Annotated in this window: 11 protein-coding genes; 3 read left to right on the top strand and 8 right to left on the bottom strand. The window is 52.8% G+C overall.

Translation table 11 applies throughout. The features are described 5' to 3' along the window. Window positions 1-76 precede the first annotated feature (76 nt). Entirely contained in the window at window positions 77-700 is a 624-nt protein-coding gene (locus tag KI215_RS13825; protein WP_212773280.1) for a LysE family translocator, read from the top strand. Between the two features lie 167 nt (window positions 701-867). Here the strand turns inward: KI215_RS13825 and KI215_RS13830 are convergent, their stop codons facing one another. The 3 genes from KI215_RS13830 to KI215_RS13840 all read right to left on the bottom strand — a co-directional run bounded on the left by KI215_RS13830 (window position 868) and on the right by KI215_RS13840 (window position 4,613). After that, complete coding sequence (locus KI215_RS13830; RefSeq protein WP_212773281.1) at window positions 868-1,995, bottom strand: hypothetical protein; 1,128 nt, start codon at window positions 1,993-1,995, stop codon at window positions 868-870. Window positions 1,996-2,559: 564 nt separating this feature from the next. Then, window positions 2,560-3,330 carry an SDR family oxidoreductase gene (locus KI215_RS13835; protein ID WP_212773282.1) on the bottom strand — a complete coding sequence of 257 codons (771 nt, stop codon included), beginning with the start codon at window positions 3,328-3,330 and terminating at the stop codon, window positions 2,560-2,562. A gap of 5 nt (window positions 3,331-3,335) precedes the next feature. After that, window positions 3,336-4,613, bottom strand: coding sequence for a nickel pincer cofactor-dependent isomerase, group 22 (locus KI215_RS13840; RefSeq protein WP_212773283.1), 1,278 nt, complete (start codon window positions 4,611-4,613; stop codon window positions 3,336-3,338). Window positions 4,614-4,887: 274 nt separating this feature from the next. Here KI215_RS13840 and KI215_RS13845 point away from each other — a divergent pair, with 274 nt between their 5' ends. Beyond that, window positions 4,888-5,649: a MerR family transcriptional regulator gene (locus KI215_RS13845; RefSeq protein WP_212773284.1), complete on the top strand. Its 762-nt coding sequence runs from the start codon at window positions 4,888-4,890 to the stop codon at window positions 5,647-5,649. A 233-nt stretch (window positions 5,650-5,882) separates the two neighbouring features. On the opposite strand, the gene KI215_RS13850 is transcribed toward KI215_RS13845, so the two are convergent. The 3 genes from KI215_RS13850 to KI215_RS13860 form a co-directional block, all read right to left on the bottom strand. Then, window positions 5,883-7,658 carry an acyl-CoA dehydrogenase family protein gene (locus KI215_RS13850; RefSeq protein ID WP_212773285.1) on the bottom strand — a complete coding sequence of 592 codons (1,776 nt, stop codon included), beginning with the start codon at window positions 7,656-7,658 and terminating at the stop codon, window positions 5,883-5,885. A 142-nt stretch (window positions 7,659-7,800) separates the two neighbouring features. Further along, window positions 7,801-8,982 (bottom strand): acetyl-CoA C-acetyltransferase, encoded by a 1,182-nt coding sequence (locus tag KI215_RS13855; protein ID WP_212773286.1) that lies wholly within the window; start codon window positions 8,980-8,982, stop codon window positions 7,801-7,803. Window positions 8,983-9,005: 23 nt separating this feature from the next. After that, entirely contained in the window at window positions 9,006-11,429 is a 2,424-nt protein-coding gene (locus KI215_RS13860; RefSeq protein WP_212773287.1) for a 3-hydroxyacyl-CoA dehydrogenase/enoyl-CoA hydratase family protein, read from the bottom strand. A gap of 665 nt (window positions 11,430-12,094) precedes the next feature. Between KI215_RS13860 and KI215_RS13865 the strand changes: the two genes are divergently transcribed. Then, complete coding sequence (locus KI215_RS13865; protein ID WP_246512127.1) at window positions 12,095-12,412, top strand: YmaF family protein; 318 nt, start codon at window positions 12,095-12,097, stop codon at window positions 12,410-12,412. 407 nt (window positions 12,413-12,819) lie between these two features. On the opposite strand, the gene KI215_RS13870 is transcribed toward KI215_RS13865, so the two are convergent. Both KI215_RS13870 and KI215_RS13875 read right to left on the bottom strand, forming a co-directional pair. Further along, a complete protein-coding gene (locus KI215_RS13870) occupies window positions 12,820-13,395 on the bottom strand; it encodes a hypothetical protein (protein WP_212773289.1) in 576 nt (191 codons plus the stop codon). Window positions 13,396-13,631: 236 nt separating this feature from the next. Further along, window positions 13,632-14,399, bottom strand: coding sequence for an ABC transporter ATP-binding protein (locus KI215_RS13875; protein ID WP_212773290.1), 768 nt, complete (start codon window positions 14,397-14,399; stop codon window positions 13,632-13,634). Between the last annotated feature and the right edge of the window lie 10 nt (window positions 14,400-14,409).

The following is a 14,409-nucleotide window of genomic DNA, read 5'->3' on the forward strand; positions in this document are numbered from 1 at the left end:
ATTCTTGTTGGTTGGGTTCATCCGCACCCATGATATCGGCTTATCCTTTCATTCATTGAACGCGAGGTGGCTCAAAATGGATCCAGTCCACATCCTGTATTTTCTCGCCGTTTCGGTGGCCATCACACTGATGCCCGGTCCCGACATTTTGTTCGTGATCGCGCAAAGCATGAGCCGGGGAAAAAACGCCGGGATCGCCACCGCTCTCGGCTTGTGTACCGGATTGATCGTTCACACGCTGGCTGCTGCACTGGGTGTTGCAGCGATATTGCATCAATCGGCGATCGCATTTGCCGTTTTGAAGTACGCCGGAGCGCTGTATCTGCTGTATTTGGCTTGGCAGTCGGCTCGTGAAGGAAAAGCAACGTTTGATCTGCCGCAAGCGGAACGACGTTCGCACAGCGCTCTCTACCGCAAAGGGATTTTCATGAATTTGCTTAATCCGAAGGTATCATTGTTTTTTCTCGCGTTTTTGCCGCAGTTTGTTCCCCCGTCCGCGGAGAATGCCGTATGGCAGATGATGTTATTGGGCGTCCTTTTTCTCTTGCAAGCTCTGGCGGTGTTTACCGCTGTCTCCATATTTGCCGGTATGATCGGGCAACGATGGCTTCGACGTCCGGCCGTTGCAAGACATGTCAACAAGGTGAAGGCGGCTCTGTTCGCCATTTTGGGAATCCGGCTCGCTTTGATGGAACGTTGAAAAACATCAGGGATGACTGGCTGGCAAACGGCTTTCGCCTCTCCCACCGATTTCACGACGGCAGGACGCTGCCCTCGTGACCATGTGGCGGCTCGTACCTTTGCGAGTCGGTCAGCCGTCAACCTGTCGAACGCGGTCATTTTCTGATGAACTGCAAGCCCACCACTTCAGTGGTGGGTAGTTGACTCCCACGTCTCCTCCGATCCCAGCCACACATATCCCTCTTCCAAGCTCACTTCCATAGAATGGCCGATGCCCCGTTCCTGCCAGGCCTGTTTCAACCGTTTCGTCAATTCTTCCAACCAATCCCGGTGAACGTACCGTTCATCAGTGATCAGCACGTCCTCTTCGCTGGCAGTGATCCGAACGGCGCCGTCCCAATATACCTCCATCACATCCAAATAAGGAATACGCGTCTCCTCTCCATCCTCCATGATGACAACGGCATCATCCGCTAACCGGATCTCCCGGTACTGTTGCGGCCGACTGTATCTCCCCTGCGCATGAGCGATCAGACCGGCCTTTTTGGCGGTTTGTCGCAACTGTTCCTTCACCTCCGGTTCTGCTGTCCAATGATGAACCACTTCTTCCGTCTCGACCGAGACTCGTTTTAGATTCTCATCGATACGGATATGAATGATCTCCTTATACGGCAGAAGGGTGAAAGAACGCCAACGGTGAAAGACGAGCGCTTCGTCGGTTATTTGGACGTAACGAGTCCACACACTGAGCACATAGGCGAAATAACCCACGAAGGCGCCCAATGCCGTCAACCCCACGGCCAGGTGCACCATGCGATCGGTCCATGTGTATCCTGTGTATTCGGGATCGGCAAACGCCAGAATCATCCCTTCATCCCGTGCCAGATAAACGGGTACCGCCCGTTCCTCCCGTACCGCCTCCAGGACTTTCACCTGATCAAAAGGAAAATACGGCACCCGGTACACATGACGGTCGGTCACCAATGCGTTAGCAGTATAGCCTTTGAGTATGACCGTCTCTCTGACGACGGGGCCGTACTGTCGCATGATATCCGCCGTTCCCAGAACGATGACCAACACAAACAGCATGATCGTCAATACACTATACCCTTTAGGACGCCGTTTTCCCCAGTGCGTCGTCATCGTGGCAATCGCTGCGGCGGGAAACCAAAGATACAGATACGATTCTCCCAGCCAAAACGGATAAAAACGTACACTGTCCAATACCAACTGATAGGCGATGATGAGAATAAACGTTCCGACAATCGGCGTACCCAGAAAAAATACCAACCAGACGACTATCCACCTTTTCATGCCGATTGCTCCCTTCGGCGGTCATCACACCGCCTCAATACCCAAAAAATGTGTATACTTCCTTTCTACACCAAGAACCCCCATCCCTTCTTTATTTTATTTAAAATTTCATGAAACGCTGAGGAAAGCCGTGGTGCAAATATCACTGAATCCATTTCAATGGAAATATGGAAAAACACCGTAGTGAGAACATGAATGACGGACGACCGCTCGCAAGCCACACCATTACGGTCGGCATCTAAACCATATGGATCTCCTGGTTGTCCAGGTACCCCCTGTGATTAATGGGATGGATTTCAGGGGTATCCACCAACAACATACGTACTGCTTCCACCTCGTTCCTCAGTTTTACCTCCAACAATCCTATTGTACTTCTACACAGCTCGATGTTTTTCTATCCGAGGTAGATATAAAAAAAGACCCTGAATCGGGGATAAAAGCACGCTCAAAGAAGAGTTTGGACGGATTGGCGTGAGGGAGAAAAATCATTCAGTGTGTGTCGGGTACGCGGAGACGATTCCTTATTATTCGGAAAAATGGCTGTCTCCGCGTTCACCTGTACCATTACAATGTCATCGCCCCGAATCCGCCGTCTACCCGGATCAATGCGCCGGTCACAAAACCGGACGCCTTTTCCGAAGCCAACCAGACCGCGGTGCCCTTCAATTCTTCGGGATTACCGAAGCGCGCCATCGGCGTGTGGCGCATGATCGCCTCGGTTCGTTCCGGGGTGAGCAATCTCCGGTTCTGCTCAGCAGGGAAAAATCCAGGGATAATCGCATTGACCCGGACCCGGTGAGGTGCCCATTCCCGCGCCAGATATTGTGTGATATTGTTGATGCCCGCCTTGCTCACCGAATACGAAAACACCTTGGACAACGGCGGTCCCGACGATACGGAGGAGATGTTGATGATACTTCCGCCATTTCCGCTCTCGACCATCCCTTTGCCAAACACCTGGCAAGCCATCACGACGCTTTTCAAATTGACGCTCATGATGTAATCCCATTCTTCCATGTCCAGATCAAAAAACGGGGTAGATGCATTCACCCCTGCGGCATTGATCAATATGTGGTATCCGCCGGCCCATTCACGAATCGAACGCTCCAGCTCCTGAATGCTCTCCTTCACCGTCACTTCCACAAAAAATGCTTGTCCTTTTCCACCTGCGGCTTCGATTTGTTCCAACACGGTCCCCGCTTTTTTCTGATTGCGTCCGGCGATGGCCACGCGTGCGCCGTGTTCCGCCAATCCGACCGCCATAGCACTGCCCAATACACTGGTTCCTCCGATCACCACTGCAGTTTTTCCTGTCAGATCAAACAGATTTTCCATGTCTCTCACCATCCATCCGTGAAATTTCCCTCTCCATCAAACTGCATCGGCTCGGGTTGAGACAACACTTCCACATCCGGATGCTGCTCCGCTTCCGGCAACAACGTCTCTGAAATCCGGATTTCCCCCAGATGCAATGTGTCTCGGATGCGAACCAGTTTTACCAGGTGCAGATCAAGGATGTTGCAAGTCTTCACGGCGGCTTGAACCGCCAACCGATCGTTGGGCAAGGTGGTCGGAATCTTGGTCGGCGCGACGACCGTTGAAGTCAAGCCGTTGGCGTAGGTGGCGATGTTGTCCATTTGATCCACCAGACGTTGCGTGGTAAAATCCGCCGTTCCGACACCGTTGGCGTTTCCCCCTGTCTCGGACGTCAGATCCAGCACCACCATTTTATTAACCCGGGGACCTCCCTGGGCGTAGGGGGTAGGATAACGCCCGGTAATATTGGGGTCCATCCCGTCCCCGCTGATGTTTTTGCCGATCCGGTCAATCACCAGTACGTCCAGATCGGGAAACAACAGCCGCGGCATGCGGGATTTGGCCATCTCCAACAGAGTGGGTTCTCGTGTTTCAATCTGATCGGACAATACCACTTCCACGTGGCACAACTGGTCGTACGCGTTTTCCACCAAGGCCACCCCAAAGACGATCGGCAAACGGGAAATCAGGATACGCCCCATGTCCACGATATTTTCCGCCATCTGCCCAAAGCCCAGCCGGTGGCATGCTTCCGCCCCTTTCTGTTTGCCCAAACCGATGCTGATCATTTTCATCAGACCACTTTCAATCTTGGCACGAAAGGCCGTATGCGGTTTGATCCGGTTGATCACCACGATCGCATCCGCTTCCGCGGCCGCCTTGTCGGCATAGACCGGCAAACCGTTGGGCAAGGTGTCCACGCGCACCACTTCCATCGAGGAGCAGATTGGTGCCCCCACCGTCTCTTCCCTTATGCCCAACTTGGCCAGCACCGCCCGCTGCCCCTCCGCGGTGGCCCCACCGTGACTGCCCATGGCTGGCACGATGAAGGGAGCCGCCCCCGTCTTCCGCAGTTCTGTCACAATAACACGGGTGACTTCGTCGATTCGGTCAATGCCGCGGCTGCCCACTGCCACGGCGACCCGTGCTCCGGGGGAAAGGCGTCCTCTCAGGTCCGGTTGCTGCAACTGCCGAATCAGTTTCCGTTCCCAATCCTCCAGACGTGAATCGTCAAACCGTTGCCGAACCCTCACCATGCGGGGAAGCGGTACATCCCGCAGCAGTTCCTCCAGTACACCCACGCGGGCACCTCCCACCTGATCATGCTATCTTTTCATTTCATTGTAAGTCTATGGTCGGATGATTGACAATATTTAGATTGCAGGAATCGGAATAGAGCATATTTACTAAAAACCGCCGACCTTACCAGGTCGTGTCTGGTCATTCCGTAAGGAAGCAATGTTTTCCCAAATCATGGTCACAACAATTGGAGAGAGTGTACGCTGTCATCCAAAAAAGGGATTGACATTGACGTATACGTAAAGGTGTACAGTTATGGTGTCAGGAGGTGAACAAATGGAATACACCGTGCAGAAGCTGGCCCAGCTGGCAGGAATCAGTACCAGAACGCTTCGGTATTATGATGAGATCGGGATTCTGAAGCCAGCAAGAATAAACTCGTCGGGTTACCGGATCTATGGTCAGGCGGAAGTAGACCGTTTACAGCAAATATTGTTTTACAAAGAATTAGGGGTCAGTCTTGACGTGATTAAAGAAATCGTCACTTCCCCTACCTATGACGGAGCCAAAGCTCTTCGTGAACACCGTGAAAAGCTCCTCGAAAAAAGAAAGCGGTTGGATGTGCTGATCGCCAATGTGGAAAAAACAATTGCTTCAATGGAAGGGAGAATCATCATGACCGATAAAGAGAAGTTTGAAGGTTTCAAGCAACAGATGATTGACGACAACGAGGCCAAGTACGGAAAAGAAATCCGTGCGAAATATGGCGATGACGTCGTGAACCGATCCAATGAAAAATTGAAGAACATGACGAAAGAAGAGTATGAAGAGGTTACCCGTCTGGCGGATGAAGTCCTGGCGACGCTTGCCGAAGCGTTTGCAAATGGTGATCCAGCCAGCGACATCGCGCAAAAAACGGCTGAGTTGCATAAGAAGTGGCTGATGTATTACTGGAGCGAATACAGCAAAGAAGCGCATGCTAACCTTGCCCAAATGTATGTGGAAGATGAACGGTTTAAGGCGTACTATGAAAAGAAACCAGGTATGACCGAATTCCTGAGAGACGCGATTCACATCTATACAGGCGTTACGAGATAGGTACGCTTCCCAAAACAGGAGGGAAACGGCCTTTTGCAGCAGTGAACTGCTCATGAGACTGATGACAAAGTGGCCGAGGCTAGCTATATCTGATGAGTCGGCCCGCTCCACTTAAAGGACATTTGCCAGACACGGATACGGAAAATCGGAAACCGTGTACCTTTGTCAACAAACTGAAAAGCACCTTCCCCGATTGGGGAAGGTGCTAATCTGGCGGGGGCACAGAGCTAGGATCACACCACGTATTTTTCCGCCTCAATCACCCGTGCGGCGATACGGCGATTCAACGCCACTTCGTTGATCGGTTCGTGGCGGGTCAACTTCTTCAGGATCGAGAGTTGGGTACGCAGGACATCTCCTTCTTCCATCGCGGACAGGATGCGGCGTGCCTTTTTCTCGATCCGACCGAATGCATCGTAGACGTATGCCTGAACCATATCCACTTTGGCTTGCGCATTTTCCAATCCGTCTTTGTCCAGCGCTTTTTTGGCACGGAGCCATGCGGATTCCATCGCATAGATTTCGATGGCAATATCCGCGGTATCGCGCAGAATTTCTTGCTCTTTTTCCAGCTTTTGCTGGTATTTCTCTACAGCCAGACCGGCGGTCATGAGGAAGATCTTCTTGGCCATGTCGATCAATTTGGCCTCTTCTTCCAGCGGGGCAGGTTCTTCCTCCGGCAGACTGGGCATCATCGTCAGCAACTCTTCCTGCAGAGATTGCGCAGCTTGCAAGAGCGGCAGTTCGCCCTTCATCGTTTTCCGCAGCAAGGTGGCCGGGATCAGCAAGCGGTTGATCTCGTTGGTTCCTTCAAAAATCCGGTTGATGCGCGAGTCGCGATACATGTTTTCAATTTCGTATTCCTGCATGAAACCGTAACCGCCGTGGATCTGAACACCCTCGTCCACCACGAAATCCAGTGTTTCCGAGCCGAACACCTTGTTGATGGAGCACTCCAAGGCATACTCGGCGATGGCTTTGGCCACTTCCGCTCCCTCGGCATTCTCGACGCGGTTCAAGCTGTCTTCGAAATAACCGGCCGTACGGTATACCATGCTCTCCAATGCAAACGTCTTGGTCGCCATTTGCGCCAATTTTTCTTGGATGAGCGGGAATTGTGCGATCGGCGTGTTGAATTGTTTTCGCTCCTTGGCGTATTTAACCGAGATTTCAATTGCCCGTTTGGACGAACCCAAGCACCCCGCGGCCAGTTTCCAGCGGCCGATGTTCAGGATGTTGAAGGCGATGACGTGTCCTTTGCCCACTTCACCCAGCAGGTTTTCCACGGGGACTTGCGCGTCTTCCAGAATGAGCGTCCGGGTGGAAGAGCCTTTGATCCCCATTTTCTTTTCTTCCGGACCAGTGGATACACCCGGAAAGTCCCGCTCGACGATAAATGCGGTAAACTTCTCACCGTCGACCTTGGCGTACACAACAAAGACATCGGCAAAACCGCTGTTGGTGATCCACTGTTTTTCACCGTTGAGGATGTAATACTTCCCGTCCTCGCTCAGTTTGGCCGTCGTTTTCGCTCCCAAGGCGTCGGAACCGGACCCCGGCTCGGTCAGCGCATAGGCCGCAATTTTCTCACCCGAGGCGAGAGCGGGCAAGTATTTTTTCTTTTGCTCCTCTGTACCAAAGAAGACAATCGGCAAGCTCCCGATCCCCACGTGCGCACCGTGGGTCAGGCCAAACGAACGGGCGAGCGCGACTTTCTCGGTGATCAGCGTGGAGCTGATTTTGTCCAGCCCCAAACCTTCGTATTCTTCCGGCACGTCGGCACCCAGGAGACCCAATTCGCCTGCTTGCTTCATCAGGCGGACAGAATGCTCAAAGTTGTGGTTTTCAATCTCCTCCAGCACCGGCCACACTTTCTCTTTCACGAAATCTTCCGTGGTTTTGGCGATCATTTTGTGTTCTTCGGTCAGATCTTCCGGGGTGAACACGTCAGTCGGGTCGGGTTGATCGATCAGGAACGATCCGCCTTTGATCACAGTATCCGTGGACATGCGCTATTCCTCCTTTATAATATGAAGACAAATTTAACGGAAAGCAGTCCATCGTTTACGAAGGGCACCATTTTCGTTGCAAGTTCGCGGGAAAATGGTCACCCTTCTCTCATTGTCGACAACCGGAATTTCTGATGCGGTGTCACTGCACCATTTCAAATACGCCGGCTGCGCCCATACCGCCCCCAATACACATGGTGACCACGCCATATTTTTGGCTGCGACGTTTCAGTTCGTTGAGCAGAGTGACGGTCAGCTTGGCCCCGGAACAGCCCAGCGGGTGTCCCAGTGCAATCGCACCCCCGTTGACGTTGACGATGTCCGGGTTCAGCTCCAGCTGACGGATGACGGCGAGGGACTGGGAAGCGAACGCTTCATTCAGTTCCACCAAATCCACCTCATCCAGCGTGATGCCAGCCAATTTCAGCGCCTTCGGAACCGCTACGACCGGGCCGATCCCCATCACATCCGGATCAACGCCGCCGACGGCAAAGGAACGGAACACAGCGAGTGGTTGGATCCCCAACTGTTGCGCCCGCTCAGCCGACATTACCACCACGGCCGCGGCACCGTCGCTGGTCTGCGAGGAGTTGCCTGCCGTCACCGTCCCATTGACGCGAAAGACCGGTTTCAACTTGGCCAGCGATTCCAGCGAAGTGTCGGGACGTACCCCCTCGTCGGTGTCAAACACCACTTCATGTTCCTGCAATTTTCCATTGTCATCCACCGTGCGATGAGTCACGTTGAGCGGAACGATTTCATCCCGGAACTTGCCGGACTGAATCGCCTCGTACGCTTTGCGGTGGCTTTCCACGGCGAAACGATCCTGATCCTCTCGAGAAATCTCGTATCGTTTGGCCACTTCTTCCGCCGTGTGCCCCATCGACATGTAGACTTGCGGCATATGCTCCATCAGGTAAGGGTTGGGCGCGGGTTTGTATCCGACCATCGGTACCAGACTCATGCTCTCCACCCCGCCGGCAATCACGACATCGGCAAACCCGCACATGATTTTCTCCGCCGCAATGGCAATCGTCTGAAGGCCGGACGAGCAGAACCGGTTGACCGTCATGCCCGGTACGTCGGTCGGCAGACCGGCCCGCAACGCAATGATGCGGGCGATGTTGAGACCCTGCTCACCTTCCGGCATGGCGCAACCCATAATCACATCTTCCACTTCGCGGGGGTCCAGCTGGGGAACGCGTCTCATCAGCTCTTTGACAACGGCCGCGCCCATTTCATCCGGTCGCGTCGACCGCAAGGTGCCTTTGTGCGCTTTCCCGACCGCCGTACGTACACCCGCGACGATGACGGCTTCACGCATGCTTCTCTCCTCCTTTGTCGGGTTTAGTTTCGAAGCGGCTTGTTTTTGGTCAACATGTACTGCATCCGCTGTTGCGATTTGGGCTCGCCGCACAAGCTGAGGAATGCCTCGCGCTCCAGATCCAGGAGATACTCCTCCGTAACCAACGTCCCTTCCGGCACGTTGCCTCCTGCCAACACGTAGGCCAGTTTGCTGGCGATCTTGTAGTCGTGTTCGGTAATGTAACCGGATTGCAGCATCGTGTACGCACCCAAACGAAGCACGTTATATCCCGTTTCACCGACGACAGGGATTTTCTTCGGTTGCGGCGGACGGTAACCAGCGCGGTCCATGGCCAGCACCGTTTGCTTGGCATCATAGAGCAGGTGGTCAGTGTTGATCGTGATGCCGTCCTCCGGACGAAGGAAACGGTAATCCCGTGCTTCACGTGCGCTGGTGGACACTTTGGCCGTGCCGATCACTTCGAACACATGGTTGACCAACGGTTGCAACGCGACGCGATCCTTGGGGTCGACCCCCTCCATCCAACGAAGCAACATCTCCTTGTTGCCGCCACCGCCGGGAATCAGACCGACGCCTACTTCAACCAGACCCATATAAGTTTCGGCGGCCGCCTGAATCCGGTCACACGGCAGACACACTTCCACTCCGCCGCCAAGGGTCATGCCGAACGGTGCTGCCACCACAGGTTTGTCGAGGTAGCGCAGAGAGCCCATCGCTTTTTGGAACTGGCGCACCATCAGGTCCAACTCGGGCCAGTTGTGATCCTGCGCTTCCATCAAAATCAGCATCAGGTTGGCACCTACGCAGAAATGGGTTCCCTGGTTGCCGATGACCAATCCGCGGTAGTTGGCCGATACCTCTTTGACCGCCGCGTTGATCATGGCGATGATGTCCGCACCGATGGCGTTTTTGGGCGAGTGGAACTCCAACAGAGCCACATCGTCCCCGATGTCGATCAAGGAGGCACCCTTGTTGGAACGGATCACTTTGTTCTGTTCTTTCAAACGAGCCAGATCAATCGTTTTCGGATGTTCCTCCACGCCGACATATTTTCCGCCGATTGCAAATACCCGGGGGGGCTCGCCCTTCTCACGGGAATAGAACGACGTATAACCGGAAGCCAACAGCTCCTCCACCAACGGCGGGATCTTTTCTCCCTCTTCCCGCATGCGGGCGACTGAACGTTCCACGCCGATCGCGTCCCAGGTTTCAAACGGACCCAACTCCCAGTTGAAGCCCCATTTCATCGCCTTGTCGACGCTGACGATGTCGTCGGCGATCTCCGGAATGCGCGCCGCCGTATAGAGCAACACCTTTTTCAAGATATGCCAGGCGAATTTCCCCGCCGGGTCGTCCGCATATACCAAAGTGCGAAGTTTTTCCGGCAAGGTTTTGGCCCGTTTCGCCGTTTCCAGCGAAGCCGCTTTCAGTTTTTTGCGGGGACGGTATTCCATCGTCGCAAGGTCCAGGGCGAGAATCTCTTTGCCTTTGTCGGTTTTCACCTTTTTAAAGAACCCTTGTCCCGATTTCTCACCCAACCAGTTTCGCGACACCATTTCCTTCAGAACATCTGGTACTTCAAACGCTGCCTTTTCTTCGGGGTCATCCACATTGCTCCGAACATTTTCCGCCACATGAACGAAAGTATCCAACCCAACCAAATCCAACGTGCGGAACGTGGCGCTTTTGGGCCGTCCCATCACCGGGCCGGTGAGCGCGTCCACTTCGTCCGGTCCCAGGTTCTGCTCGAACATCGCCTGTAAGGTGACCAGCGTTCCGTACACGCCGATCCGGTTGGCGATGAAATTGGGCGTGTCCTTGGCCATCACCACGCCTTTGCCGAGCACATTCTCCGCGAACGCTTTCATCTGGTCGACGATAGCCGGGTCCGTATCCTTGGTCGGGATAATCTCCAGCAGTTTCATGTACCGCGGTGGATTGAAGAAGTGTGTGCCGAGAAAATGACGGCGGAACGCTTCCGAACGTCCTTCCACCATGGCATGAATGGAAATTCCCGACGTGTTGGAACTGACGATCGTTCCTCTTTTCCACACTTTTTCGATGTTTTCAAACAGTTGTTGTTTGATCGCCAGATTCTCCACGACCGCTTCGATGATCCAGTCCACTTCGGATAATTTGTCGAGATCGTCCTCCAAGTTGCCCGGAGTGATCAACTCCAAAACTTCCTTATGATAGACAGGAGACGGCTTTTCCTTCAACAACCGTGCTTTTCCGGCCTCGGCAAGCCGGTTGCGCACCTGCGGGTCCTGGAGGGTGAGACCTTTTCGCTTCTCCTCCTCCGTCTCCTCCCGAGGCACGATATCCAACAGCAAGGTGGGAATCCCCACATTGGCCAGATGTCCCGCAATGGCCGCTCCCATCACGCCCGCACCGATGACGGCCGCTCGTTTGATGTTCGCCAAAACGGATTCCTCCTCTCCCATACTGGCGTCGACCCGATGGACTAACTAGTGAATGAATGATCATTCATTTGTGGTGTAGAAAAAAACCCCTCCATCCGGGTCGGTGCTTGTTTCCATTCCATTCGGACTTGCCCCACACGGCTAAAGAGCATTAGAGACACTTCCTTGGGTTGCCGTGGGCTTTCTCGCTTCATCTGGTGTGGTAACCCACATCCATCCACGATAGCTTCGTCCAAGCCTGGGTGATTTTAGTTTAACGAGTTTTCGCTCGATAGTAGTTTTAAGTGTTTTCTCACTTCTCGACTTGTGGGTTTTCCCGCTTGCTCTTTATGATCCTTTCAAAGATTATTATTTATCTGATCGACCACGTACGTCAAGGGGTGAATACATATTTTTCGAACCATTTGCAAAGATTTCTTTCTGTACGGGCCATGAGTGAAATTGGATGGGAAGAGACGTCGACCGGTAGGGGTGTTATTAACGCTGTCAGTTTACCATTTGCTTCAAAAATGGATGCCAGATGACAGCGCTGTATGTCCAAAAAAGACACGGAACGTTACATCCCGTTTTATGACGATAGGCAGATACACAAAATCGTTGTGTTAAGAACAAAAATTTATTGTGTACATATACTGGTTCATCACAAAAGGACAAATACCAAAAAGTGATATGGAGGAGGATTGATGATGGGCAAAAAACAAAGACATACTCATGAATTTTTAGGTAGTACGAAATTAGCAGAACCAGGTGAGGATAGACATAATCACCGATTTGCAGGCGTTACCAGTGAAGCCATCCCCATCAAAGGTGGAAATCACGTCCATATTATTAGGGTGAATACAGACTTTCTTGACCACCATCACAAACTGATCATCAAAACAGGGCCGGCAATACCGGTAGGGAATGGAAAACACATCCATCTTGTAAGAGGAGTGACCACATTCAATGATGGTCATGTTCATCGATTTGTATTTACTACTCTAATTGATCGACCACTAGTATAGTAAGATGATTTTCAAGCACGAGGATCAATTCGCAGGTACTTTCCCCTGAGTGAAGGGTACTTTGTTCGCAACTCCACTTCCGGTGCGAAGTGGAGTTTGTTTGTTACCCGTGGGGGTACAGGACGATAGATTGGTGATACCGTATCCAAGCTGATTTCACATGAACAAACTCCTTGATTTCCATACGTGACTTTCCCCACATGGCTGAAGCACCAGTGGCAGTCCCTTTGGTAGCCGTTGGCTTCTCGCTTCATCTGGCGTGACAACCCACATCGATCTACGAGCTTCGTCCAAGCCTGGGTGATTCCTGAAGCTCTGAGTTTTCCCGCTCGCTCTGGGATACAGTGCTTTCAACTATCTACCCGAAAAATGGGTCAATAGACATGGAGGTCGTTCCCAAGTTCCACCTATTTCACGAAAGGGTTAATCTGTCGGAGCGCTTCCTCCCCTGACGATTTCGTATCGGCAGAAAGAAAAAATTGACCGGTTTCGTCCCAAAGCAACAGCCGTCTGTCCTTTTTCCCAAAACGATAACGATGGACTGAAGACGACAGTCTCGTCCCTGGCCTCTCCTCCCAGTTATTTCGAAGCCATATGAGAAACTCAATTTCGCGACCATATTCTCCTTGAACGAAAAACGGCCGATCCATAAGCGAAAAGTCCCACGCACAAGCAAAAATAAAATCTGACAACCTTTCACAAGCCAAAATCTGCACATTTTCTTCCAAGCATTCCACAATCACGGGCGGATCGTCATCCCCTGTCAACAACACCCACCACCACCAACACCCTTGACATTCGATAAAGAAAGGAATGCCTTCATTCGCTTGAAGGTGTGCGGGTATTCCCCGAAACGTCAGCCCCATCTCCTCTTCCCAATACTCCCGGTTTTCCACTGTCAGCCGTGCTAACGGCTCGATCCGGTCCCGGCTTTCCCGGGAGAACCAATCTTCCAACCCGTTTACCGCATACAATTCTTTCAATGCGAGCGGAAGCCTTCTTTGTAGTTCACGTTCTTTCTCTTCCACCTCTCTCCAACGATCTGCGGATATCTCCGGGGATAATCCTATTAAATTTACAGCCTCAAAATGAAATCGTGTTTGGATATGTATTCCTCCCAACAGAATCACATCTTTTGGAAACGGTAAATCTAATCTATCTATCTTTCATTTTATCTGAAAAACAAGCCTCCGCATTTGCGGAGGCGGTGTTCACACTCTCAACCTTGATTCGAATGGCGGACGGCGTCCACCGTCTTCATGAGTCGGTCCAGAATCGTGCCAACCAACGACGCGAATTTGGCACTACCCCGGTGTCTCGGTCTCGGGAGCACAATCGGCAAATCCATCGCGATTCTGCCATCTTCCAGCAACACCACCCGGTCTGCCAGCGCCACCGCCTCTTCCACATCGTGGGTGACCAAAAGTGCCGTAAATCCCTGCTCCTGCCACAACTGCTCGATCAGCTGCTGCATTTCGATCTTCGTCAGGGCATCCAGCGCGCCCAACGGCTCATCCAGCAACAACAGCCTCGGACGGCTGACCAACGCCCGGGCCAAGGCGACCCGTTGACGTTGACCGCCGGATAGCACAGCAGGCCATTCTCCGCCGTATTCGGCCAGTCCCACTTGACGGAGCGCTTCTGCTGTCCGCTTCTCCACTTCCTCCCGATTTTGTGACACTCCCAATGCCACGTTGTCCGCTACTGTTAGCCACGGCAGGAGCCGATGCTCTTGAAACATGACTCGTGCGGATGGATTCAAGCCCCGAACAAGGTCACCATCCAGTGCAATCCCTCCGACCGTCGGTGTTTCCAATCCCGCAATCAGGCGCAGCAAGGTACTCTTCCCACACCCAGACCTTCCGACGATGGCCACGAATTCACCCGGCTTCACATGGAGGTGGATATGACGCAGAACCAGACGATCCCCGAATCTCTTTTGCAATCCCTCGATCTCCAGTCGGGCACCTGAAACCATTTTCGCCATCGGCAGGCAC

Origin of the sequence: Polycladomyces abyssicola, assembly GCF_018326425.1 — a bacterium.
In the GTDB taxonomy this organism is placed as follows: domain Bacteria; phylum Bacillota; class Bacilli; order Thermoactinomycetales; family JIR-001; genus Polycladomyces; species Polycladomyces abyssicola.